This is a genomic window from Plantibacter sp. MMLR14_011, from assembly GCF_001865025.1.
GTDB lineage: Bacteria > Actinomycetota > Actinomycetes > Actinomycetales > Microbacteriaceae > Plantibacter > Plantibacter flavus_A.
This window is the reverse complement of record NZ_MJGW01000017.1, coordinates 1-23,385: the sequence shown is the minus strand read 5'-3', so window position 1 is coordinate 23,385 and position 23,385 is coordinate 1. Positions and strand designations below refer to the sequence as shown.

Here is a 23,385-nt window from a genome sequence, read left to right as displayed (position 1 = left end):
GCGGGAGCGCCGATCATCTGGGAGAATCGAGGGTGATGTCTCTTCCTACCACGCTCTCGCAGCGCCCGAGCCTCGCGATCGGGCCCATCGTGCTCGACTCGCCGGTCGTGCTCGCCCCCATGGCCGGGATCACCAACACGGCGTTTCGTCGACTGTGCCGCGAATACGGTGCCGGCCTGTACGTCAGCGAGATGATCACCTCGCGCGCGCTCGTCGAACGCACGCCGGAGACCATGCGGCTCATCCAGCACCACGAGAGCGAGACGCTCCGCTCCATCCAGCTCTACGGTGTCGACCCGAAGACGGTCTCAGAGGCCGTCACCATGCTCGTCGCCGAGGATCGCGCCGACCACATCGACCTCAACTTCGGCTGCCCGGTGCCCAAGGTCACCCGCAAGGGCGGGGGAGCGGCGCTGCCCTGGAAGACCGGGCTCTTCCGCGACATCGTCGAGGGCGCGGTCCGTGCCGCAGGCGACGTCCCGCTCACGATCAAGATGCGCAAGGGCATCGACTCCGGCCACCTCACCTACCTCGAGGCCGGCCGGATCGCCGAGGGCGCCGGCGTGGCGTCGATCGCGCTGCACGCCAGGACCGCCGCCGAGTTCTACTCCGGCCACGCGGACTGGTCGGCGATCACCAAGCTCAAGGAGACGGTCACCTCGGTGCCGGTCCTCGGGAACGGCGACATCTGGTCGGGCGAGGACGCCCTCCGGATGGTCGACGAGACGGGTTGCGACGGCGTCGTCGTGGGCCGCGGTTGCCTCGGTCGCCCCTGGCTCTTCGGCGACCTCAGCTCGGCGTTCGCCGGCGAGGGTGGCAAGGCAGAGCCGTCCCTGGGCGACGTCGCGGCCGCGTTCCGGCGTCACGCCGAGCTCCTGGCCGAGTTCTTCGAGAGCGAGGAGCGCGGCTGCCGCGACATCCGGAAGCACGTCGCCTGGTACTTCAAGGGCTACCCCGTCGGTGGTGACCTCCGCGCGAGCCTTGCGACCGTGGAGTCGCTCGACCAGCTCGACGACCTGCTCGCGACCCTCGACTGGACGGCCCCTTACCCGGGCGCCGCAGCCGAAGGGCAGCGCGGGCGCGCCGGTACGCCGAAGCGACCGGCACTGCCCTACGGCTGGCTCGACTCGCAGTCGCTGGGAGCCGACGAGCAGACCGAGATCGCGGGAGCAGAACTGGACCACAGTGGCGGATAGCATCATCGAGCAGGGGAGCGTCTCCATGGACCGGGACGGCTACACCCCGCACGACGAAGAACGCTGGATGCCCGAGCACCACTCGACGCGACGCTCCGACTTCGCGCGCGATCGTGCACGGCTGTTGCACTCCAGCGCCCTCCGGCGACTCGCCGCCAAGACCCAGGTGCTCAGCCCGACGAGTGGGGTCGACTTCGCCCGGAACCGGCTGACCCACTCCCTCGAGGTGGCGCAAGTCGGTCGCGAGCTGGCGGCCAGCCTGGACCTCGCGCCGGACGTCGTCGACACGGCGTGCCTCGCGCACGACCTCGGTCATCCGCCGTTCGGTCACAACGGCGAACGAGCACTCAACGACTGGTCCGCCGGGATCGGCGGGTTCGAGGGCAACGCCCAGACCCTGCGCATCCTGACGCGCCTCGAATCCAAGGTCTTCGGTCCCGACGGCGAGCCGTACGGTCTGAACCTCACCCGCGCGAGCCTCGACGCCAGCTGCAAGTACCCGTGGCCGGCCGCCCAGTCGGTGCCGGATCCCGGTGGTCGCGCCAAGTTCGGGTTCTTCGACGAGGACTCTGCGGCCTTCCGCTGGTTGCGAGCAGGCGCTCCCGAGCGCGTCCGCTGCGTCGAGGCGCAGGTCATGGACCTCGCGGACGACATCGCCTACTCCGTGCACGACTTCGAGGACGCCGTCGTCGGGGAGTACATCGACCCGGCGTTCCTGAACGCGCGCGCAGGACACGACCGCCTCATCGACACCGCGCTGTCCTGGGCCGGCGACGACTTCACCCACGACGACCTCGCCGCCGCCTTCGACCGGCTGCAGTCCTCGCACACCTGGATCACCGCCTGGGACGGCTCCCGGCGCGACCTCGGTCGCCTCAAGAACTTCACGAGCCAGATGATCGGTCGGTTCGCCGGTGCGGCGACCGCGGCGACCCGCGAGGCCTTCCCGCAGGCCAGCCTCGTGCGGTTCGGGGCCGACGTCGTGGTGCCCCACGGCATCCAGGCCGAGATCGCCCTCCTCAAGGGAATCGTGGCCGCGTTCGTGATGTACAGCGACTCCCGCCAGCCGCTGTACGTCCGGCAGCGGGAGATCCTCATCGAACTGTCGGACGCGGTGTTCGCGCTCGGCGAGTCGGCCCTCGACGTCGGCTTCGCGGCGGACTGGCGCGCAGCCGGTTCCGACGCGGAACGCCGTCGCGTCGTCGTGGATCAGATCGCGAGCCTGACCGATCAGAGCGCCCTCTCCTGGCACGAACGGCATGTCGGCGCCTGACGCTCCTCCACACAGGAGCGGGACTCGGACTCCGCTGCGCGGAGGCCCTCAGGGATGGACGATGGACGCACGAGACTAGGATCGAAGCATGGCCGGACGGATTCGACAGAGCGATGTTGAAGAGGTCAAGGCACGCACCAACATCGGCGACGTCGTCGGCGACTACGTCTCGCTGAAGTCCGCCGGTGTCGGCTCGCTGAAGGGCTTGTGCCCCTTCCACGACGAACGCAGCCCGAGCTTCCACGTGCGCCCCACGGTCGGACTGTACCACTGCTTCGGCTGTGGCGAGAGCGGCGACGTCTACAGCTTCCTGCAGAAGATGGACCACGTGACGTTCGCGGAGTCGGTGGAACGTCTCGCGCAGCGCATCGGGTACCCGCTCAGCTACGAGGAGGGCGGTGGCAAGGTCGACCACGGCAACCGAGCGCGGCTCTTCGCCGCCAACCAGGCTGCCGCCGAGTACTTCCATCAGCAGCTCCACGACGGCGACGCCGACCTCGGGCGGCGGTTTCTCGGCGAACGCGGCTTCGACGCCGCCGCCGCCGACCACTTCGGGATCGGGTTCGCGCCTGCCGGCTGGGACCACCTCATGAAGGCACTGCGGTCCCGCGGATTCTCCGACGAGGAGATGCTCGCGGCCGGTCTCGTGTCGAGCGGCGACCGCGGGGTCTACGACCGGTTCCGCGGACGCCTCATCTGGCCGATCCGCGATACGACCGGGCAGGTGCTCGGCTTCGGAGCCCGGCGCCTCCGCGACGACGACAAGGGGCCGAAATACCTCAACACCCCGGAGACGGCGATCTACCACAAGGCGCAGGTCCTCTACGGCCTCGACCTCGCCAAACGCGACATCTCGCGCGGCAAGCGGGTCGTCGTCGTCGAGGGGTACACCGACGTCATGGCCTGCCACCTGGCAGGGGAGACCACCGCGGTGGCGACCTGCGGGACCTCGTTCGGGGTCGACCACATCAAGATGATCCGCCGCGTCATGGGCGACGACTCCGCCACCGGCGAGGTCATCTTCACCTTCGACCCTGACGAGGCGGGGCAGAAGGCCGCGACGCGTGCGTTCGGTGAGGAGAAGCGCTTCTCCGCCCAGACGTACGTCGCGGTGTCCTCCGACGGCCTCGACCCCTGCGACCTCCGCCTCAACCGCGGCGACGGCGCCATCCGGAAGCTCGTCGACGGCCGTGAGCCGATGTTCGAGTTCATCATCCGGCGGACGCTGGCGGGCTTCGACCTCGAGACGGTCGAGGGCCGCGTCGGCGCACTCCGTGCGGCCGCGCCGGTCGTCGCCGAGATCCGCGACCCCTCGCTCCGTCCCGGGTACACCCGCGTGCTCGCGAAGCAGCTCGGCATGGAACTCGACGAGGTGGCCCGCGCCGTGCGGGCCGCCGGCGGTGCCGCCGCAGGAGGCTCGCAGAACGCCGCACGAGACGCCCGCCAGCAGGCCCCTGGCGCACTCGCTGCCGAGCCGCCGCGCGAGCGACAGGCCTCGCTCAACGACCTGCCCAAGGACCCGTCGACGCGGCTCGAGCAAGATGCCCTCCGTGCGATCCTGCAGCTGCCCCAACACCTCGAACGTCCCATGCTGGAGCGCGCGGTCCAGAGCTCGGTCGCCAACAGTTCCCTCGCCGTGGTGCGCGACGCCATGAGTGTGAGCCTCGACCACCTCGGGACCAACGCCTGGCTCGAGACCGTCATCGCACAGGTCCCACCCGGCTTCGACGGACTGGTACGCGAGCTCGGAGTGTCCCCATTACCCGAGACGAACGAGGAGAAGCTGCCGAGTTATGTCCGGGACATCGCGCGGGCGTTGATCGACCGCGACCTCCTCGGTCGTAAGGCGGCGCTGCTCGGGTCGTTGCGTCGCACCGACCCCCGCGACGAGTCCCATCGGGAGATCACCCGGCAGCTTGCAGACGTCGAGGCGGAACGGCGAGCGCTCCGCGCCGAGGCCTGACGCGGTCGGCTTCCACCGAGCGTGGCACGTGGCCCCGCCGGGATCGCCGGATACACTCGATGGCGATCCGGTGGCTCCCGTGCACCGGAAGGAGAGGTCTCATGAAGCACCCAGAGCAGGACGGCCCCGCGGTCCGGGCGAGTGATCTGAGCGTCGACTACGCCGCGCACGGCGTGAGTCCGAGCAATCGAGCGCTGGACGGCATCAGCTTCGAGCTGCCCGTCGGTGGCTCGCTCGGGGTCATCGGCAGCTCTGGGTCGGGGAAGAGCACGCTCCTGCGGGTGCTGTCCGGACGCCACCTGACCGGAGCGGACTCCCGTCCGTTCGTGTCCGGCGGCGATGCGAGTACGCTCGGTCGCTCCATGCGCAAGGTGGGCCGCAGAGAACTCACGAAGCTCACGTTCGAGGTGTCGCTGCTCGAGCAGGAAGCCGGTGCGCACCTGAAGCCCGAGCTCACCGTCACGGAGCTCATCTCGGAACCGGTCCTGGCGCGCGACAAGAAGTTCAGCGAGCAGGCGCTCGGCGTCCGGGTCGCCACCTTGCTGGACGCCGTGCAGATGCCGCTCTCCAGTCTCGACAAGTACCCGTACGAGCTGAGTGGTGGTCAGCGGCAGCGGATCGCCATCGCGCGCGCCCTCGTCCTCGGCCCGAAGGTGTTCATCGCCGACGAACCGACGGCCGGCATCGACATCACGGTCCGGCATACGGTGACCGAGTTGCTCGACGGGTTCCGACGCGACGGCGGTACGGTCATCGTCGTGACACACGACCTCGCCATGCTCCGCGAGGTGACCGACGACGTGCTGGCGCTCCACCAGTCGCGGGTCGTGGGCTACGGCCCGATCGACGCGATGCTCGCCGATCCGCCGCACGAGTTCCTCGCGGCGCTCGCCCAGTCGGGCGGCACCGAGACCCAGTACGAGACGCCCGAGGCCGTCGGCATCGATTGATCGCGTGTCGATTTGGCGTCTGCGAATCCTTTGCTACAGTAGATACGCGCTGCAACGCAGAGGCCGGATTCGTCCGGCCGGTCGAAGCACGTATTCCTCGATAGCTCAATTGGCAGAGCAATCGACTGTTAATCGATAGGTTGTTGGTTCGAGTCCAACTCGAGGAGCTGCACAGAGTCCCCCGGTCCATACGGACCGGGGGATTCGTCGTTCGAGGCCGGTTTCACGAAACCGGCGGGGACGCCGTAGACTGGACCACGAGGCCCGAAGACTCCACTCTTCGGGCCTCGTTGCATGTCCGGACACCCTGTCGAGGTGACGCCGTATCGATCGTGCCGGCGTCGTGTCCCCGTCGAGGCGGTTCAGCCCTCGAGGTCGTCGCGACCCGGCAGCCAGGAGATCCCGGGCACGCCCCAGCCCGCCTTGCGGATCGCCTTCGCCGCTCGGCGCGAGTGCGGCAGTTCGAGGCGGTCCACGTAGAGCACGCCGTTGAGGTGGTCGAACTCGTGCTGCAGGATGCGTGCGCGCCAGCCGACGACCCGCAGCTCGACCGGATCACCCTCGAGGTCGGTCCCGATGAGCATGGCTGCTTCCGCGCGACGGAGCGGGTGCCGCTCGCCTGGGACGGAGAGGCAGCCCTCCGACTCGGCCTCCTCGTCGAGTTCGCCCACCGGCGGGGGACTGATCCACAGCACCGGGTTGATCGCGACGCCGCGCCACGGCTGGCCGTCGTCGTCCTCGTAGCTGTAGACGAAGAGGCGGAGCGGGACGCCGACCTGCGGGGCCGCGAGTCCGACGCCGGGAGCGAGGTCCATGGTCTCGTACATGTCGGCTACGAGCCGACGAAGATCGTCGTCCACCGTGGTGACCGGCCGGGCGACGGAGTGGAGCACCGGGTCACCGGTCACACAGATCTCGAGAATTGCCATTGCTCGAGCCTATCCGCTGGGCTCGGCCTGCCGCGCCGGGATCGGCGGGGCTGCGGGGTACCCTCGACGGGTGATCCCCTCCGCCATCGACATCGCCGACCTCGCGGACGACTTCACCCGGAACCCCTCCCAGCTGCTCGGCATCCCGTTCGCACTCCTCGGCGCGGTCTTCCTCTCGCTCGGGGCGCAATTGCAGCATCGGGGCGTGGCGAAGGTCGAGTCGTCGAGCGGCACCGACGCGACCTCAGGGCTCAACGTCGCCCAGCTCCTGGCGCTGCTCAGTCGGCCGTCCTGGGTGACCGGAACGGTGATGCTCGGGCTCGCGATCGTGCTCCAGCTCGGCAGCCTGTCCCTCGCGCCGATCACCCTCGTCCAGCCGTTGGGCGCGGTCGCGCTCGTCATCACGGCGGTGGTGAACAGCAGGATCAGCGGTGTCCGGTTGAACCGTCGATCGGTCGTCGCGATCGTCGCCTGCGTCGGCGGCGTCGGCCTGTTCGTGACGATCGCCGCGGTCTTCACGGGCGAGCACCGGATCACCGAGGCCGAGCTCGTCACGATCCTGGTGATGCTCGGCGTCGTACTCCTGGTGTTCGGGCTCGGCTTCATGGTGTTCCGCGCCCGCTTCACGGCCATCTTCTACATCGTCGGGACCGGCGTGCTCTACGGCTTCGTCGCGACGCTCGCCAAGGTCATCATCGGACGGCTGCAGCAGGGCGAGTTCGACTGGCTCACGTTCCTCTGCGGGCTCGGCCTCGTCGCCGCGAGTGCGCTCGGCGGCTACTTCGTGCAGACCGCCTACTCCTCGGGACCTCCCGACCTCGTCATCGCGGGTCTGACGGTCATCGACCCGATGATCGCCGTCGGCATCGGCATCATCGTGCTGGGGGAGGCGAGCAACGCACCGTTCTGGGCGGGCTTCGGCTTCGTCGTGGCCGGCGCGATCGCCGTGTGGGGCGTCTTCCAGCTCGCTCGCCATCACCCGCAGGTGAGCCAGACGCCGGCGGCCGCAGCAGCTGCGAAGGCCCTCGCGACCGGCGACGCGCCCGCCTGAGCCCTGGAGCCCGAACGGGCTGCAGGTATGCTTGAGCATGGCGTTCCGCGCCGCATCAGGGTCGTGAGCGACCGCCCGCACCCCCTCACATCACTGGCCAAGCACAGAGGAATCACCGATACCTTGACTTCTCCCGACGACCAGCACCTCGCGAAAGCGTCCAGCACGACGCCGACCCCCGACACCCACAAGCCGCTGCGGGTGGTCATCGGCGCCGACACCTTCTCGCCCGACGTGAACGGCGCCGCACGCTTCGCCGAGCGCCTCGCGGCCGGACTCGTCCGCCGAGGCCACGACGTCCACATCGTGGCGCCCGCGGGCTCGCGCAAGTTCGGCACGTGGAAGGAGACCCACGAGGGTCAGACGATGACGGCGCACCGCCTCTTCAGTCTCCGGTGGTACCCGCACGACTGGCTGCGCTTCGCGATGCCGTGGTCGATGCGACGGAACGCCCGGAAGATCCTCGACCGCGTCAAGCCCGACGTCGTGCACCTGCAATCGCACATCGTGGTCGGCCGTGGTCTCTCGATCGAGGCCGAGCAACGAGGCATCCGCATGGTGGCGACGAACCACATTATGCCCGACAACATCCTCGACTTCACCGTCATCCCCAAGCGCACCCAGGAGTGGCTCGTCCGGACGCAGTGGGCTGCCGCCCGTCGCGTGTTCGATCGTGCCTTCGCCGTGACGACCCCGACGCGCAAGGCCGCCGACTTCCTGGAGCAGTTCACGGGCCTGACCGGTGTGCACGCGATCTCCTGCGGGATCGAGGCCGGACAGTACACGCCGTCGTTCGAACCGCGGAAGCGGAACACCATCCTCTTCGTGGGTCGCATCACGAGCGAGAAGCAGATCGACGTGCTCCTGCGCGCGCTCACGAAACTCCCGAAGGAACTCGACGCCCACGTCGACGTCATCGGTGGCGGCGACCAGGCGAAGAACCTCGAGCAGCTGACCCAGCAGCTCGGCATCGGTGACCGCGTCCGATTCCTCGGCAAGGTGTCCGACGATGAGGTGAAGCAGGCCTACACGAACGCCACCGTCTTCGCGATGCCGTCCATCGCCGAGCTGCAGAGCATCGCGACGATGGAGGCCATGGCCTCCGGTCTCCCGGTGGTCGCGGCCGACGCCATGGCGCTGCCCCACCTCGTGCACGATCAGGTCAACGGGTACCTGTTCGAGCCGGGCAACGTCGACGCCCTGGCCGAGCGGCTCGCCACGGTACTCAGCGCCTCGCCCGAGGAGTACCGCCGGATGCAGGACGCATCGTTGGAGCTCGTCTCCGCACACGACATCGAGCGCACGCTCGACACCTTCGAAGCGCTCTACCGCGGCGAGCAGGTCGTCGACCCGACGACCGAGCGTCACACGGCGACCGCAGACCGCCAGGAATCCGCGGACTGACTCCCGCCCGGCGGGCCACTCGGTACACTGGGTTCCGCGCGGGGCGGTAGCCAAGCTGGTGAAGGCATTCGGCTCATAACCGAACGATGCGTGGGTTCAAGTCCCACCCGCCCTACCGATATCCGGTCCATGAGCTTGTCGAAGGGGCCCTTCGACAGGCTCAGGGACCGGTGCGGGGTTGCTCAGGGACCGGTGCGGGGTTACTCAGGGACCGGTGCGGGGTTACTCAGGGACCGGGATGGGGCGGCTCGGGGACCGGTGGCGTTCCGGATCGGGACGTGCGCGTTCAGTCCGCGAGGACGAGGGCGGCAGCGCCGATGAGCGGCCCGTCGGCGTCGAGCCCGGCCGGGACCACGCGCAGCTCACGGGCGTAGGCGTGCAGCGCAGCCGCGGTCGCAGCCTCTTGGACGAGGTCGAGGTAGTCGGCGGAGACCCGCGAGAAGCCGCCGCCGATCGCGACGCGTTCCAGGTCGAGCAGGGTGGTGATGCTGCAAAGGGCTTCGCCGACGGCCTCGGCGGAACGTCGGACGGCGCGGATCGCGATCTCCGTTCCCGCCGCGTAGTCGGCCCCGAGCTGTTCGCCCGTCGCGCCGGTCCATCCCTGGGCGCGCGCCCAGGCGACCGTCGCGGTCCCTGACGCAATGCCCTCCAACGTCCAGCGAGTGCCGACGGCATCCGGTTCGCGTCGGCGGAGCTGCATCTGTCCGAGGTGGCCGGCGTTGCCCGAGGTGCCGGAGACGAGTCGGGATCCGAGGATGATCCCGCCACCGATCCCGGTGGAGACGACGATGCCCATACTGTTCTCGGTTCCGCGGAGTGCGCCCTGCCAGTGCTCGGCCAGGGCGATGCAGGTGCCGTCGAGTCGGAGTTCCACCGGACCGGACGTGAAGCGCCGGACCTCCGCCACGACGGGGAAGTCGGCGAGTCGGGGGAGGTTGATCGGCGAGACGGTGCCGTGGGTCCTGCCGATGGGGCCGGCCGAACCGATCCCGACTCCGGACACCGGCCCGCCATGGGCCGAGACGCTCCGTTCGGCGGTTCGGAGGATCGACGCCGCGAGCTCCTCGCGGGTGGCCGCGGCGCCCGTCGGACCGCGGAACCGAGTACCGGGCATGATTCGTCCCTCGGCGTCGACGACGGCCGCTTCGACCTTCGTGCCGCCGATGTCGATCGCCAGGGCCTCGTGCATCACCGCTCCATCCTGGATGGCCCTCGGTCCGGGCCGGCTCCCGATCCAGCGTACTGGGAACGACACGGTTGTCATTCCTCCAGGTCATGGGGCATAATGCTCGTATCGGCGCGAGTCGAACAACTGCATACACGGAGGTCCGGTCAGCCGGACACCGACATGGATCACACTGCATGGGTCGTTGGGGAAGACGCACCCGGACGCAGTGGAGGAATCATGTCGACACCGATGACGAAGGGTGTGCTGTTCGTGCACTCGTCGCCTCGCGCGCTCTGCCCGCACCTCGAATGGGCGGCAGGTCGCGCTCTTGGCCGTGCCATCAGTTTCGACTGGGAAGACCAGCCGATCCTCCGTGGTGCGCAGCGTGCCGAGGTCTTCTGGGAAGGCCCGCACGGCACCGGAGCCGCACTCGCCTCAGCCCTGCGCGGCTGGGAGCACCTCCGCTACGAGGTGAGCGAAGACCCGGCCCAGGGCGTCGACGGTGCCCGGTGGATGCACACGCCCGACCTCGGGATCTTCTACGCACAGACCGACAGCATCGGCAACGTCGTCGTCCCGGAGGATCGCATCCGGTACGCCATGGAGGTCGGCGCCGGGAACGCCGCCGAACTCCAGCGCGAACTCCGCGTCGCGCTCGGACAGCCGTGGGACGACGAACTCGAGCCGTTCCGTCACGCCGGCGACGGGTCCTCCGTCATCTGGCTGCACAACGTGGGCTGATCCGGCCCCGCCGGCGCGGCGGCACCGCGCACGCGAGACAACTGCACAGACGACAGGGTGCCCACGTGGCGTGGACCGTGCGAGGTCGGTGGCACTCCCGGCAGACACGAGGTGACGAAACGGCGGCACCCTGGTCAGTAGACGACGACGGGTCGTGGTGCATGCACCACGACCCGTCGTCGTCTCCGTCGCGGACGGCTCAGTAGCTCCGGAACGCGACGACCGCGTTGTGGCCGCCGAACCCGAACGAGTTGCTGATGGCGAGCAGGTCGCCGGACCCGAGCTCACGCGGCGTCGTGACGACGTCGAGCGGGATCTCCGGGTCCTGGTTGTCGAGGTTGATGGTCGGTGGGATGACCCGGTGGTGCAGGGCGAGCGCCGTGTAGGCCGCTTCGATGGCACCCGCGCCGCCGAGGAGGTGGCCGGTCGAGGCCTTGGTCGCCGTCACGGCGATGTCGTCGAGGTGGGCACCGAAGACCCGACGCAGCGCGTTGTACTCCGCGATGTCGCCGACAGGCGTGCTCGTGGCGTGTGCGTTGACGTGCACGACGTCGTCGAGCGACGCGCCGCCGTTCTCGACGGCCGCACGCATGGCGCGGGCCGCAGCCGAACCCTCGGGGTCGGGAGCGGTGATGTGGTAAGCGTCGCTCGTCACCGCACCACCGAGGAGCTCGGCGTAGATGCGGGCGCCACGGGCCTTGGCGTGCTCCTCTGTCTCGACGATGAGTGCTGCCGCGCCCTCACCGAGGACGAAGCCGTCGCGGTCGACGTCATAGGGACGCGAGGCGATGGCGGGGTCGTCGTTGCGCTTGGACAACGCCTGCATCGCTGCGAAGGACGCGAGCGGGAGCGGGTGGATGGCGGCTTCGGAGCCACCGGCCACGACGATGTCGGCGAGGCCGGCCTGGAGGTGGTCGTAGGCGTTGGCGAGCGACTCGGTGCTGGAGGCGCAGGCCGAGACGACGGTGCGCTCTCCGCCTCGGGCACCGAGGTCCATGCCGATCGCCGCCGCCGGGCCGTTCGGCATGAGCATCGGGACGGTCATGGGGAGGACGCGGCGGGGGCCCTTCTCGCGCAGGGTGTCCCAGGCGTCGAGGAGCGTCCACACGCCGCCGATGCCGGTGGCCCAGTCGACGAGGAGTCGCTCCGGGTCGACCTCGGGGGCGCCGGCGTCCTGCCAGGCCTCGCGCGCGGCGATCAGGGCGAACTGGCTCGACGGGTCGAGGCGCTTGACCTCACGGCGATCGAGGATGTCCGCGGTGGGGACGGCGGCCTGTGCGGCGAAGCGTACGGGCAGCTCGAGTTCTTCAGCCCACGGCTGCTCGAGACGGCTCGCACCGCTCTTGCCGGCGAGGAGGTTGTCCCAGGAGTCGGTGGCGTTGCCGCCGAGGGGAGTGGTGGCACCGATGCCGGTGATGACGATGCGTTTGGTGGTCATTCAGTCAAACCTTCTGTGGAGACGACGAGGGGGTCCGAGCCCTGCGGCGGTCGAGCCCGTGTCCGGACGGACGAGCCGCCTCGAACGCCGAAGGGCCGGTCGGCCAACTGCCGGCCGACCCTTCAGCACTGCGCTGGGACTAGCCCTGAGCCTTGACGATGAAGTCGACGGCGTCGCCGACGGTCTTCAGGTTCTTGACCTCTTCGTCCGGGATCTTCACGTCGAACTTCTCCTCCGCGTTGACGACGATGGTCATCATGGAGATCGAGTCGATGTCGAGGTCGTCGGTGAACGACTTGTCCAGCTCGACGGTGTCGGTCGCGATGCCGGTCTCGTCGTTGATCAGCTCGGCCAGGCCGGCGAGGACTTCTTCGGTGGACAGTGCCATTGTTCTACTCCTTGGGTGAGGTTTGACCGTAGTCGAGTGTAGTCGCGTCGGGCGTCCTGCTACGGCAGGACGACGACCTGAGCGCCGAAGACCAGTCCGGCACCGAACCCGATCTGCAGGGCGAGGCCGCCGCTGAGCTCGGGGTGCCCCTGGAGGAGCCGGTGGGTGGCGAGCGGGATGGATGCCGCCGAGGTGTTGCCGGTGGTCTCGATGTCGCGCGCGATGACGACGGTCTCCGGCAGCTTGAGCTGCTTGGCGAACTCGTCGACGATGCGCATGTTGGCCTGGTGGGGGATGAAGGCTGCGAGATCGGAGGCTTCGACGCCCGCTTCCTCCAGGGCCTGCTTGGCGACCTTGGCCATCTCCCAGACCGCCCACCGGAAGACCGTCTGGCCCTCCTGGCGCAGGGTCGGCCAGGCGGCGGTGCCGTCGCGGAACTCGGTGAGCGTGCCGCTCATGCCGACGGCGTCGGCCTTCGAGCCGTCGGATCCCCACACGGTGGGGGAGATGCCGGGGAATTCGCTCGGGCCGACGACGGCCGCGCCTGCTCCGTCGCCGAGGAGGAACGAGATCGACCGGTCGGTCGGATCGACGATGTCGGACAGCTTCTCGGCGCCGATGACGAGCGCGTAGTGGGCCGCGCCCGATCGGATGAGCGCGTCGGCCTGGGCGATCGCGTAGGCGTATCCGGCACACGCGGCGTTGAGGTCGTAGGCGGCAGCAGGGTTCGCTCCGACGCGGTCGGCCACGACGGCCGCCATCGACGGGGACTGCTGGACGTTGCTGATCGTCGCGATGAGGACGAGGTCGACCTGCTCGGCCGAGATGCCTGCGGCCGCGATGGCCTCCGCACCGGCTTCGGCTGCGAGGTCGACGGCGCTGACGTCCGCGGACGCCCGCGTGCGGGTGACGATGCCGGTACGCTGCTGGATCCACTCGTCGGACGAGTTGATCGGACCGACGAGGTCGTCGTTCGGGACGCTGAGGTCTCCGCGAGCTGCGCCGAGGCCGAGGATGCGGGTGAACTCGGGACCGCGCGACTGCTTGAGGGTGGGGGTGGTCATTGACTGGTTCTCCGTCTGCGCTACTGCTGGGCGATGAGGTCGAGGGCTGCCGGCAGGTCGTCGGGGGTCTTGATGGCGACCGTCGGCACGCCCTTCAGGCCGCGACGTGCGAGTCCGGTGAGCGCCCCGGCGGGGGCGAGCTCGATGAGTCCGGTGATCCCTGCGGCGCTGAACGCGTCCATGCACAGGTCCCAGCGTACCGGGGAGGCGACCTGGCCGATGAGGAGGTCGAAGAACGCCGTACCCGAGGTGACCTCGGTGCCGTCGTGGTTCGTCCAGATGCGGAGCGTCGGGTCCTGGGGCTCGACCGTGCGGCTCGCGCCGGCCAGCCAGTCGCGGGCCGACTGCATGTAGCTCGTGTGGAAGGCGCCTGCGACCTGCAGCGGGATCACCCGAGTGCCCTTGAGCGGCTCGTCGGCGAGGCGGGCGAGGGCGTCGTGCGCGCCGGCGACGACGATCTGGCCGCCGCCGTTGTAGTTGGCGGGCTCCAGCCCGAAGGAACGGACGTGCGCGACGACGGCGTCCTGGTCGCCACCGAGGACGGCACTCATGCCCGTCGGGGTGGTGGCTGCGGCTTCGGCCATGGCCACGGCGCGTTCGCTCACGAAGCTCATCGCGTCGCTGTCCGACAGGATGCCGGCGCCATAGGCCGCGGTGATCTCGCCGACGGAGTGTCCGGCGATGCCGCCGAACGGCGCGGCGTCGGTGGGGAGGGCCTTCCGCAGGGCGTCCAAGGCGACGATGCCGGCCGCGACGATGAGTGGCTGGGCCACCGCGGTGTCGCGGATGGTGTCGGCGTCGGAGACGGTGCCGTGCTTGACGAGGTCGAGTCCGGCTTCGTCGGAGAAGCGCGCGAGCGCGTCCTTCGCGGAGGCGTCCTGCAACCAGGGGTCGAGGAAGCCGGGGGTTTGGGAGCCCTGTCCAGGGCAGGCGATGACGATCACCGCTCTAGTCTGCCAACCGGAGGACGCCCAGCAGTGGAGCAACACCACGAACCTTTCGAAAATGTGTTGTGTGGACTCCACAACACGGACCGGTCGAACGGCCGAGCGAGCGTCAGGAGGTCAGCCGGCGTCGGGACGGCTCGGGCTCAGCGATGGCACCGAGGATGAGGGCCGCCTGCAGGATGAGCGACTCGCGGGCACCGGTCGCGTCCCAGCCGATGACCTCGGAGACCCGCTTGAGGCGGTACCGGACCGTGTTGGGGTGCACGAACAGCTCGCGCGCCGTCGCTTCGAGCGAGCGGCCGTTGTCGAGGTAGCACCAGAGCGTCGTCACGAGCTCGCCGGAGTAATCCTTGAGCGGGCGGTAGACCCGCTCGATGAGCGTGGTCTTCGCGAGGTTGTCGCCGGCGAGGGCGCGCTCCGGAAGGAGGTCGTCCGCCGCGACCGGTCGAGGTGCGTGACGCCAGGACTTCGCCACGGCGAACCCGGCGAGGGCGGCCTTCGCGCTCCGTGACGCCTCGATGAGGGAGGGCACGGCGTGACCGAGCACCAGGTGCCCCGGACCGAACCCGTGCTCGAGCTTGGCGGCGATGTCGAGGAAGGTGAGTTGTGAGCTCGTGCGGGCGTCTGCGGCCGCCTGTTCCGCCTCGTCGACGGGCTCACCGTCTCCGGGCTCGGTGCTGGGCAGCTCGGCGCGACCGAGGACGAGCACGAGCCGGTTGCCCTGGACGCCGATGAGGACGTCGGCGTCGAGGTGTCGGGCGGTCCGGCGGAGCATGTCGACATCGAGCACCCGTGGGGTCGTCCCGACCAGGACGCAGGCCTCCCCGTGACCGTGCCACCCGAGGGCGGCGATCCGGCTGGGCAACTCGTCGTCGGCCTCGCCACTGAGGATCGAGTCGACGACGAGGGCCTCGAGGCGGGCGTCCCAGAGTCCGCGGGCTTCGGCCGCACGGGCGTACACATCGGCCGAGGCGAACGCGATGTCGCGTGAGTAGAGGAGGATCGCCTCGCGGAGGTCGACGCTCCCGGACGCGACGCGCTCCTCGACGACCTCGACGGTGACCTTGATGAGTTGCAGCGTCTGCTGCAGGCTGACGGAACGGAGCAGCTCGCGAGGAGCCGCCCCGAACACGTCGGCGGCGATCCACGGTGTCGACCGGGGATCGTCGAACCACGAGATGAACGAACTGATGCCCGCCTGAGCCACCAGGCCGACCGCTGAGCGGCGGCCTGGTGGCATCTCGGCGTACCAGGGAAGGGTGTCCTCGAGGCGTTTGAGCGTCGCGGTCGCGAGCTCGCCCGAGATCCGGCGGAGCCAGTCGAGTGTCTCGGCCTTCGTCTTCGTCTTCGTCACCGTGGTAGCGATGGAATCAGCTCTCGCCACCCGCGTTGCCGGTGTTGCCGGCGTTCACGTCGTGGAGGCGGTAGCGGTCGATCGCCTGCTGCGGGAGGCTCGCATCGACCTCACCTCGAGCAGCGAGCTGCTGGAGGGTGCGGACGACGAGCGACGGGCCGTCGATCTTGAAGAAGCGACGGGCAGCGGCGCGCGTGTCGGAGAAGCCGAAGTCGTCGGCCCCCAGCGTCGCGAAGTCGCCCGGCACGAACTGACGGATCTGGTCCGGCACGGCGTGCATGTGGTCGGTCACGGCGACGAACGGGCCTGCGGCACCGCTCAGCTTCTCCGTGACGTAGGGCACACGACGCTCCTCCTGCGGGTGCAGGAAGTTGTGCTGGTCGGCGGAGAGACCGTCGCGACGGAGCTCGGTCCAGCTGGTGACGCTCCAGACGTCTGCGGAGACACCCCAGTCGTCGGCGAGGAGCTGCTGCGCCTCGATCGCCCACGGGACCGCTACGCCGGAGGCCATGAGCTGGGCCTTCGGGCCCTGCTTGTCGCTCGTGCTGATGCGGTGGATGCCGCGCACGATGCCGTCGACGTCGACACCCTCGGGTTCGACCGGCTGGACGAGCGGCTCGTTGTACACCGTGAGGTAGTACATGACGTTCGGGTCCTGGTGCTCGCCGCCGTACATGCGCTCGATACCGCTCCGCACGATGTGCGCGATCTCGTAGCCGTAGGCCGGGTCGTAGCTCACGACCGCGGGGTTCGAGGAGGAGAGGAGCAGCGAGTGGCCGTCGGCGTGCTGGAGGCCCTCACCCGTGAGCGTCGTGCGACCGGCGGTCGCGCCGATCATGAAGCCGCGGGTCATCTGGTCGCCGGCTGCCCAGATGGCGTCTGCGGTGCGCTGGAAACCGAACATCGAGTAGAAGACGTAGACCGGGATGAGCGGCTCGCCCTGCACCGAGTACGAGGTTCCGATCGCCGAGAAGGCCGCGATGGCACCCGCCTCGTTGATACCGACGTGCACGATCTGACCCTGCGGGCTCTCCTTGTAGGCGAGGAGGAGTTCGCGGTCCACCGAGGTGTAGTGCTGACCGTTCGGGTTGTAGATCTTCGCACTCGGGAAGAACGCGTCCATGCCGAAGGTGCGTGCCTCGTCGGGGATGATCGGGACGATCCGGTTGCCGAAGTCCTTGGCGCGGAGGAGGTCCTTCAGCAGTCGGACGAACGCCATGGTGGTGGCGATCTCCTGCGTGCCGGAGCCCTTCTTCGCCGCCGCGTAGGCGGAGTCGTCGGGCAGGTTCAGCTGCGTGTACTTGCTGCGACGCTCGGGGACGTAGCCGCCGAGCGCGCGGCGACGCTCGTGCAGGTACTGGATCGCCTCGTCGTCCTCGCCCGGGTGGTAGTACGGCGGGAGGTAGGGGTTCTCCTCGAGCTGCGAGTCGGTGATCGGGATGCGCATGGTGTCCCTGAAGGTCTTCAGGTTGTCGAGCGTCATCTTCTTCATCTGGTGGGTCGCGTTGCGGCCCTCGAAGCTCGGGCCGAGGCCGTAGCCCTTGATGGTGTGCGCGAGGATGACCGTCGGCTGGCCCTTGTGCTCGCTCGCCGCCTTGAACGCCGCGTAGACCTTGCGGTAGTCGTGTCCGCCGCGCTTGAGGTTCCAGACCTGGTCGTCGCTGTAGCCCTCGACGAGCTTCAGGGCGCGCTCGTCGCGGCCGAAGAAGTTCTCGCGGACGTAGGCGCCGTCTTCCGTCTTGTACGTCTGGAAGTCGCCGTCGGGCGTGACGTTCATGAGGTTGAGGAGTGCGCCGTCGGTGTCGCGGTTGAGGAGGTCGTCCCATTCGCGGCCCCAGATGACCTTGATGACGTTCCAGCCGGCACCGCGGAAGAAGCTCTCGAGCTCCTGGATGATCTTGCCGTTCCCTCGGACGGGGCCGTCGAGGCGCTGCAGGTTGCAGTTGATTACGAAGTTGAGGTTGTCGAGGCCCTCGTTCGCCGCGACCTGGAGCTGACCGCGGCTCTCGACCTCGTCCATCTCGCCGTCGCCGAGGAAGGCCCAGACCTGCTGGTCGCTGGCGTCCTTGATGCCACGGTTCGTGACGTACTTGGCGAGGTGCGCCTGGTAGATCGCGTTGATCGGGCCGAGACCCATGGAGACCGTCGGGAACTGCCAGAAGTCCGGCATGAGGCGCGGGTGCGGGTATGAGGAGAGCCCGTGCGGCGCGTGCGACTTCTCCTGGCGGAAGCCGTCGAGCTGGTCGGTGCTGAGGCGGCCCTCGAGGAAGGCGCGGGCGTAGGTGCCGGGGGAGGCGTGGCCCTGGATGTAGATCTGGTCGCCACCGCCCGGGGCGTCCTGGCCGCGGAAGAAGTGGTTGAAGCCGACCTCGTAGAGCGCGGCCGAAGACGCGTAGGTGGAGATGTGTCCGCCGACACCGATGCCGGGGCGCTGCGCGCGGTGCACGGTCATGGCCGCGTTCCAGCGGATCCAGGCACGGTAGCGGCGCTCGATGTCCTCGTCGCCCGGGAAGTCGGGCTCGTTCTCCGAGGCGATGGTGTTGATGTAGTCGGTGGTGGGCACCATCGGCACACCGAGGTGCAGTTCCTTCGAGCGCTTGAGGAGGCTCAGCATGATGTCGCGGCCGCGCCCGCGGCCACGTTCGTCGACGAGGGCGTCGAGGGACTCATTCCACTCGGACGTCTCCTCAGGATCGGCGTCTACGTGGTTGGACGAGTATGGATCCTGGTCGTGAACAGTCACCGTCGACCTTTCTCTCGTGGCAGATCGTGCCTGGGTTGTGATGGTGAACTCCATGCGTCCTGATGGGTATGGACGCGGGCGCCACCTTTCACCCTATCCGGTCACCCCAGGGAACGGTGACCGAGCGGCGCACCCCTCCGGGTTTGTGCAGCTGCGGTGCGGGGTTAGGATGTGTGACCGGATCGGACCCGTCCACCGCTCGGGCGATCCGGAGCAGGCGAACCCGCCTGAAAGGACCCTCATGGCACTCGAGAACGACACCCTGGCACCCGACTTCGAACTGGCGAACCAGTTCGGCGAACTCGTCAGGTTGAGTCAGTTCCGCGGCAGTTCGGCTGTCGCCCTCGTCTTCTTCCCGCTGGCGTTCTCGGGGACCTGCACGGGGGAGCTGTGCGAGCTCCGCGACAACCTCAGCCTGTTCACGGACGACCAGGTCACGCTCGTCGGTATCTCCGTCGACTCCAAGCACACGCTGCGGGCGTGGGCGGAGCAGGAGCAGTACGGCTTCCAGCTGCTCGCCGACTTCTGGCCGCACGGCCAGGTCGCCAAGGAGTACGGGGTGTTCCTGCAGGAGAAGGGGTTCGCGAACCGCGCGACCTTCCTCATCGACCAGCAGGGCATCATCCGTGAGAGCTTCATCACGGCACCGGGCGAGGCTCGCTCGCTCGCGGCCTACCGCGCCGCGCTCGAAGAGCTGCGTCAGCCGGCCTGAGCCGTCTCCCGCGCCGGTCGATCCGGTTCGCCGGGCGTCTCAGCCGGTGATGGCGATCTCGGGCGCGCGCTCGTATCGGATGAACCGGTAGGGGACACCGGTCCGAGATTCCGACCAGCCGTGTGCCGGGTCGATCGTGACCGGCACCCACTCCTCGCCGATGGTCGGTGCGAAGGTGTCGCCCGCGACGTCGAGGTCGAGTTCGGTCACCTCGAGGCGGTCGGCGAGCGCGAGCGCTTCGGCGAAGAGACCGGCGCCGCCGGTGACCCACGCTCGGCCGTCTCCGGCAAGCTGCGCCGCTTCGAACGCGTCCTTGAGGGAGTGCGCGACGATGGCGCCGTCGGCGGACCAGGCGTGATCGCGGGTGACGACGATGTTCGGGCGTCCTGGGAGCGGACGGAACCGCGGGGGGAGTGAATCCCAGGTGCGACGTCCCATGATCACCGCGTCCGAGCCGGTGAGCGCCTTGAAGTGCGCGAGGTCCTCGGGGACGTGCCAGGGCATGTCGCCGTCGGCTCCGATGACGCCGTTGTGGGCCTGAGCCCAGATGAGCGCCAGGCTCATACGGCGACGGCCGCGCGGATGGCGGGGTGGTGCTGGTAGTCGACGATCTCGAGGTCGTCGTACTCCACGGCGAAGATGCTGTCGCGCTTCGTGTTGATGCGCAGCTGTGGGTAGGGGAACGGTGCGCGCGTGAGCTGCTCCGTCACCTGCTCGACGTGGTTGTCGTAGATGTGGCAGTCGCCGCCGGTCCACACGAAGTCGCCGACCTCGAGGCCGACCTGCTCCGCGACGAGGTGGGTGAGGAGCGCGTAGCTGGCGATGTTGAAGGGGACGCCGAGGAAGAGGTCTGCGCTGCGCTGGTAGAGCTGGCAGGAGAGCTTGCCGTCGGCGACGTAGAACTGGAAGAAGGCGTGGCACGGGGCGAGCGCCATGTTGGGGATGTCGGCGACGTTCCACGCGGAGACGATGATCCGGCGCGAGTTCGGGTCGGTGCGCAGCTGGTCGATGACCTGCGAGATCTGGTCGATGTGCGAGCCGTCGGGGGTCGGCCAGGACCGCCACTGCACGCCGTACACGGGGCCGAGTTCGCCTTGGTCGTCGGCCCATTCGTCCCAGATGGACACGCCGTGTTCCTGCAGCCAGCGGACGTTGCCGTCGCCGCGGAGGAACCAGAGGAGTTCGTAGGCGATGGACTTCCAGTGCACCCGCTTGGTGGTGATGAGCGGGAAGCCCTGGGAGAGGTCGAAGCGGAGCTGGCGGCCGAACACACTGCGCGTGCCGGTTCCGGTGCGGTCGCCTTTGGCGGCGCCGTGCTCGAGCGTGTCGCGCAGGAGGTCTTCGTACGGGGTGGGGATCGTCGTATCCATCCCCTCGATCGTACGGCCAGCGACCGTCACCGCGCCCGACCGATCGTCCGGTGTCGTGTCGGAGCCATGAGACCGGGGTCGTGGAGCGTTCCGGCTTCGACGGAGACTCCGGCTAGACTCGACGAGTCGCATCGGATGATTCCATCCGATCGCGGGCCTTTAGCTCAGCTGGTAGAGCGCCACGTTTACACCGTGGATGTCGTCGGTTCGATCCCGGCAGGGCCCACCGGAGAAGAAGCCCCGAGATCATGCGGATCTCGGGGCTTCTTCGTATCCACGGCCCGCCGGCAGGGCTTGGCTCCCCCTGTCGGCCGGTTCCCATGGCGTCCCCGCGGTTTGACTGGCGTGTGGTCAAGATCCTCGAGTCATGTTCATTTGTTAAGACATTCTGTGTATGCTGGTTCTGGCCGCATCGAACAGCTCACAGAAAGTTGTACAGAGACGTATGACCGCTCCATCAGCCATCACGTACGACGTCGTCACCATGGGACGCGTCGGCGTCGACATCTACCCGTTGCAGGACGGCATCGGCCTCGAGGACGTCGACACCTTCGGCAAGTACCTCGGGGGGAGCGCCGCCAACGTCGCTGTCGCCGCCGCCCAGCACGGGCACCCGACGGCGCTCATCAGCAGAACGGGTGACGACCCCTTCGGTCGATACGTCCACCGCGAACTCGGACGCCTCGGCGTCGCTGACGAGTTCGTCGGTTGGGAGACGGACTTGCAGACACCGGTCACCTTCTGCGAGATCTTCCCGCCGGACGACTTCCCGTTGTACTTCTACCGGAAGCCGAAAGCGCCTGATCTGACGATCACGTCGAAGTCCCTCGACCTCGACGCGATCTACCGCGCCAAGGTGTTCTGGGCGACGGTGACGGGGCTCAGCGAGGAACCGAGCCGCTCGGCCCACTTCACCGCGTGGGAAGCCCGCGCCCGCCGGCCGCTGACGATCCTCGACCTCGACTACCGTCCGATGTTCTGGAACTCGGCCGAGCAGGCTTCCACCCAGGTCGGGCGAGCGCTCGAACACGTCACGGTCGCGGTCGGCAACCGCGAGGAATGCGAGGTCGCTGTCGGCGAGACGGAGCCCCACCGCGCTGCAGACGCCTTGCTGGAACGCGGCGTCGAACTCGCCATCGTCAAACAGGGTCCGAAGGGGGTCCTCGCCAAGACGCGCGACGAGACCGTCGAGGTCCCGCCGTACTTCGTGGACGTCGTGAACGGACTCGGCGCGGGGGACAGCTTCGGTGGCGCCCTCTGCCACGGACTCATCGAAGGGTGGGGTCTCGAGAAGATCCTGCGGTTCGCCAACATCGCCGGAGCGATCGTCGCGTCGCGGCGTGAGTGCTCGACAGCCATGCCGAACTCCGCCGAGGTGCTCGAGATCCTCGACACCATCAGCGCCGTCGGTGCAGCAGACCTCGGAGGTGCCCGATGACCATCGTGAACAACGCCAGGACATCGCGGTTCCTCCGCGAAAGTGAATTCGAGCGCCTGCGCGAGGTCCGCGCATCCGACCCGGCCGCCATCGCCCGCGCCCATGCCGGCCGACGTCGGCGCGAGCTGATCCGCGGCGACGGCCGACTCTTCATCGTCGCTGCCGACCACCCGGCTCGCGGAGCCCTCGGTGTGCGCGACGAGTCGATGGCCATGGCCGACCGGTACGAGCTCCTGGACCGCCTTGCGCTCGCGCTCTCGCGTCCTGGTGTCGACGGCGTGCTGGGCACCCCGGACATCATCGACGACCTCTCCCTCCTCGGTCTGCTCGACGACAAGGTCGTGGTCGGATCGATGAACCGGGGTGGGCTGCGCGGCGCCGCGTTCGAGATGGACGACCGGTTCACCGGCTACGACATTCCCGGGATCGTCCGAGACGGTCTCGACTTCGCCAAGACACTCCTCCGAGTGAACCTCGGCGATGCCGGATCGGTCGCGACCATTGAAGCGAACGCCCGTGCCGTCGATCAGGCGGTCGAAGCTCGCGTGCCGATCATGCTCGAACCGTTCATGAGCGAGTGGCGCGAGGGACGGATCGTCAACGACCTCTCAGTCGAGGCGGTCATCACCTCGATCGCCATCGCGTCCGGCCTCGGATCGAGTTCGGCCTACACCTGGATGAAACTGCCGGTCGTCGAGGACATGGAACGCGTCATGGCTGCCACCTCGATGCCGACACTCCTGCTCGGTGGCGAGCCGAACGGCCATCAGGACGACGTCTACTCGTCCTGGGAACGAGCCCTCGAATTGCCCGGTGTCCGCGGGCTGGTCGTCGGACGCACCTTGATCTACCCCGCCGACGGCGACGTCTCCGCTGCAGTCGACACCGCGGCGGGGCTCGTCCACGCCGACCTCCCCTCCTGAGCCTCCCGATCCGCCGCGATCGCTGATCCTTCACAGATTGGAACCACCCGCATCATGAGCACTGACTCCCTCCCCGTCGTCCCGCACTGGATCGACGGAGCCGAAGCCCCCTCCAGTTCCGGTCGCACCGCCCCGGTCTACGACCCGGCACTCGGTGTCGCGACGAAGCACGTCGCGCTCGCGAACCAGGACGAGATCGCAGCAGCTGTCGCATCGGCTGCCAAGGCGTTCCCGGCCTGGCGCGACCTGTCGCTCGCGAAGCGTCAGCAGATCGTGTTCAAGTTCCGTGAGCTGCTCGAGGCGAAGAAGGGTGAGCTGGCGGAGATCATCACC

21 protein-coding genes and 3 tRNA genes are annotated in these 23,385 nt (G+C 68.7%); 14 read left to right on the top strand and 10 right to left on the bottom strand.

The features are described from left to right. The first annotated feature begins 35 nt into the window (after positions 1-35). The 5 genes from dusB to BIU99_RS08480 all read left to right on the top strand — a co-directional run bounded on the left by dusB (position 36) and on the right by BIU99_RS08480 (position 5,549). Complete coding sequence (gene dusB, locus BIU99_RS08500; protein ID WP_071260799.1) at positions 36-1,196, top strand: tRNA dihydrouridine synthase DusB; 1,161 nt, start codon at positions 36-38, stop codon at positions 1,194-1,196. Between the two features lie 25 nt (positions 1,197-1,221). Beyond that, positions 1,222-2,469 (top strand): deoxyguanosinetriphosphate triphosphohydrolase, encoded by a 1,248-nt coding sequence (locus BIU99_RS08495; protein WP_083397300.1) that lies wholly within the window; start codon positions 1,222-1,224, stop codon positions 2,467-2,469. A gap of 88 nt (positions 2,470-2,557) precedes the next feature. After that, positions 2,558-4,432: a DNA primase gene (gene dnaG / locus BIU99_RS08490; RefSeq protein WP_071260795.1), complete on the top strand. Its 1,875-nt coding sequence runs from the start codon at positions 2,558-2,560 to the stop codon at positions 4,430-4,432. 101 nt (positions 4,433-4,533) lie between these two features. Continuing rightward, positions 4,534-5,382, top strand: a complete 849-nt coding sequence (locus BIU99_RS08485; RefSeq protein WP_071260793.1) for an ATP-binding cassette domain-containing protein — start codon at positions 4,534-4,536, stop codon at positions 5,380-5,382. A 94-nt stretch (positions 5,383-5,476) separates the two neighbouring features. Beyond that, positions 5,477-5,549: transfer RNA gene (locus tag BIU99_RS08480), tRNA-Asn, on the top strand. A 195-nt stretch (positions 5,550-5,744) separates the two neighbouring features. Here BIU99_RS08480 and def read toward each other — a convergent pair. After that, positions 5,745-6,311: a peptide deformylase gene (def, locus tag BIU99_RS08475; RefSeq protein WP_071260789.1), complete on the bottom strand. Its 567-nt coding sequence runs from the start codon at positions 6,309-6,311 to the stop codon at positions 5,745-5,747. Between the two features lie 70 nt (positions 6,312-6,381). Here def and BIU99_RS08470 point away from each other — a divergent pair, with 70 nt between their 5' ends. The 3 genes from BIU99_RS08470 (at position 6,382) to BIU99_RS08460 (ending at position 8,881) form a co-directional block, all read left to right on the top strand. Continuing rightward, a complete protein-coding gene (locus BIU99_RS08470; protein WP_071260787.1) occupies positions 6,382-7,362 on the top strand; it encodes a DMT family transporter in 981 nt (326 codons plus the stop codon). 123 nt (positions 7,363-7,485) lie between these two features. Then, on the top strand, positions 7,486-8,766 hold the full coding sequence (locus tag BIU99_RS08465) for a glycosyltransferase (RefSeq protein ID WP_369808434.1): 1,281 nt from the start codon (positions 7,486-7,488) through the stop codon (positions 8,764-8,766). A gap of 40 nt (positions 8,767-8,806) precedes the next feature. After that, positions 8,807-8,881: transfer RNA gene (locus BIU99_RS08460), tRNA-Ile, on the top strand. Positions 8,882-9,052: 171 nt separating this feature from the next. Here the strand turns inward: BIU99_RS08460 and BIU99_RS08455 are convergent. Beyond that, positions 9,053-9,955, bottom strand: a complete 903-nt coding sequence (locus BIU99_RS08455; RefSeq protein WP_071260785.1) for an ROK family protein — start codon at positions 9,953-9,955, stop codon at positions 9,053-9,055. Positions 9,956-10,171: 216 nt separating this feature from the next. Here BIU99_RS08455 and BIU99_RS08450 point away from each other — a divergent pair, with 216 nt between their 5' ends. Further along, the gene (locus BIU99_RS08450) at positions 10,172-10,675 is read left to right on the top strand and encodes a DUF3145 domain-containing protein (RefSeq protein ID WP_064293650.1); all 504 of its coding nucleotides are present in this window, start codon (positions 10,172-10,174) and stop codon (positions 10,673-10,675) included. A 199-nt stretch (positions 10,676-10,874) separates the two neighbouring features. Here the strand turns inward: BIU99_RS08450 and BIU99_RS08445 are convergent, their stop codons facing one another. From BIU99_RS08445 to aceE, 6 genes are all read right to left on the bottom strand, one after another. After that, entirely contained in the window at positions 10,875-12,113 is a 1,239-nt protein-coding gene (locus BIU99_RS08445) for a beta-ketoacyl synthase (protein WP_071260783.1), read from the bottom strand. 139 nt (positions 12,114-12,252) lie between these two features. Further along, positions 12,253-12,501 (bottom strand): acyl carrier protein, encoded by a 249-nt coding sequence (locus BIU99_RS08440; RefSeq protein WP_056006457.1) that lies wholly within the window; start codon positions 12,499-12,501, stop codon positions 12,253-12,255. 59 nt (positions 12,502-12,560) lie between these two features. Beyond that, positions 12,561-13,565, bottom strand: a complete 1,005-nt coding sequence (locus BIU99_RS08435) for a beta-ketoacyl-ACP synthase III (RefSeq protein WP_071260782.1) — start codon at positions 13,563-13,565, stop codon at positions 12,561-12,563. A 20-nt stretch (positions 13,566-13,585) separates the two neighbouring features. Next, positions 13,586-14,509 carry an ACP S-malonyltransferase gene (locus tag BIU99_RS08430; protein ID WP_071260780.1) on the bottom strand — a complete coding sequence of 308 codons (924 nt, stop codon included), beginning with the start codon at positions 14,507-14,509 and terminating at the stop codon, positions 13,586-13,588. A 112-nt stretch (positions 14,510-14,621) separates the two neighbouring features. Continuing rightward, entirely contained in the window at positions 14,622-15,866 is a 1,245-nt protein-coding gene (locus BIU99_RS08425; RefSeq protein WP_175484370.1) for a CdaR family transcriptional regulator, read from the bottom strand. Positions 15,867-15,882: 16 nt separating this feature from the next. Beyond that, complete coding sequence (gene aceE, locus BIU99_RS08420) at positions 15,883-18,609, bottom strand: pyruvate dehydrogenase (acetyl-transferring), homodimeric type (RefSeq protein ID WP_071260776.1); 2,727 nt, start codon at positions 18,607-18,609, stop codon at positions 15,883-15,885. Between the two features lie 241 nt (positions 18,610-18,850). Here aceE and BIU99_RS08415 point away from each other — a divergent pair, with 241 nt between their 5' ends. Then, complete coding sequence (locus BIU99_RS08415) at positions 18,851-19,321, top strand: peroxiredoxin (RefSeq protein ID WP_064293656.1); 471 nt, start codon at positions 18,851-18,853, stop codon at positions 19,319-19,321. Positions 19,322-19,360: 39 nt separating this feature from the next. On the opposite strand, the gene BIU99_RS08410 is transcribed toward BIU99_RS08415, so the two are convergent. Continuing rightward, the gene (locus BIU99_RS08410) at positions 19,361-19,885 is read right to left on the bottom strand and encodes a dihydrofolate reductase (RefSeq protein WP_071260775.1); all 525 of its coding nucleotides are present in this window, start codon (positions 19,883-19,885) and stop codon (positions 19,361-19,363) included. After that, positions 19,882-20,691 carry a thymidylate synthase gene (locus BIU99_RS08405; RefSeq protein ID WP_064293658.1) on the bottom strand — a complete coding sequence of 270 codons (810 nt, stop codon included), beginning with the start codon at positions 20,689-20,691 and terminating at the stop codon, positions 19,882-19,884. The genes BIU99_RS08410 and BIU99_RS08405 overlap by 4 nt, the downstream gene beginning before the upstream one ends. A gap of 153 nt (positions 20,692-20,844) precedes the next feature. Between BIU99_RS08405 and BIU99_RS08400 the strand changes: the two genes are divergently transcribed. From BIU99_RS08400 to BIU99_RS08385, 4 genes are all read left to right on the top strand, one after another. After that, positions 20,845-20,917 (top strand) — tRNA-Val (locus BIU99_RS08400). 219 nt (positions 20,918-21,136) lie between these two features. Then, complete coding sequence (gene iolC / locus BIU99_RS08395; RefSeq protein WP_071260773.1) at positions 21,137-22,129, top strand: 5-dehydro-2-deoxygluconokinase; 993 nt, start codon at positions 21,137-21,139, stop codon at positions 22,127-22,129. Continuing rightward, the gene (locus BIU99_RS08390) at positions 22,126-23,052 is read left to right on the top strand and encodes a class I fructose-bisphosphate aldolase (protein ID WP_071260771.1); all 927 of its coding nucleotides are present in this window, start codon (positions 22,126-22,128) and stop codon (positions 23,050-23,052) included. Before iolC ends, BIU99_RS08390 begins: the two co-directional genes overlap by 4 nt. A gap of 54 nt (positions 23,053-23,106) precedes the next feature. After that, positions 23,107-23,385, top strand: a 279-nt coding sequence (locus BIU99_RS08385; protein ID WP_139205387.1) for an aldehyde dehydrogenase family protein, incomplete at its 3' end; no start/stop codon positions are given.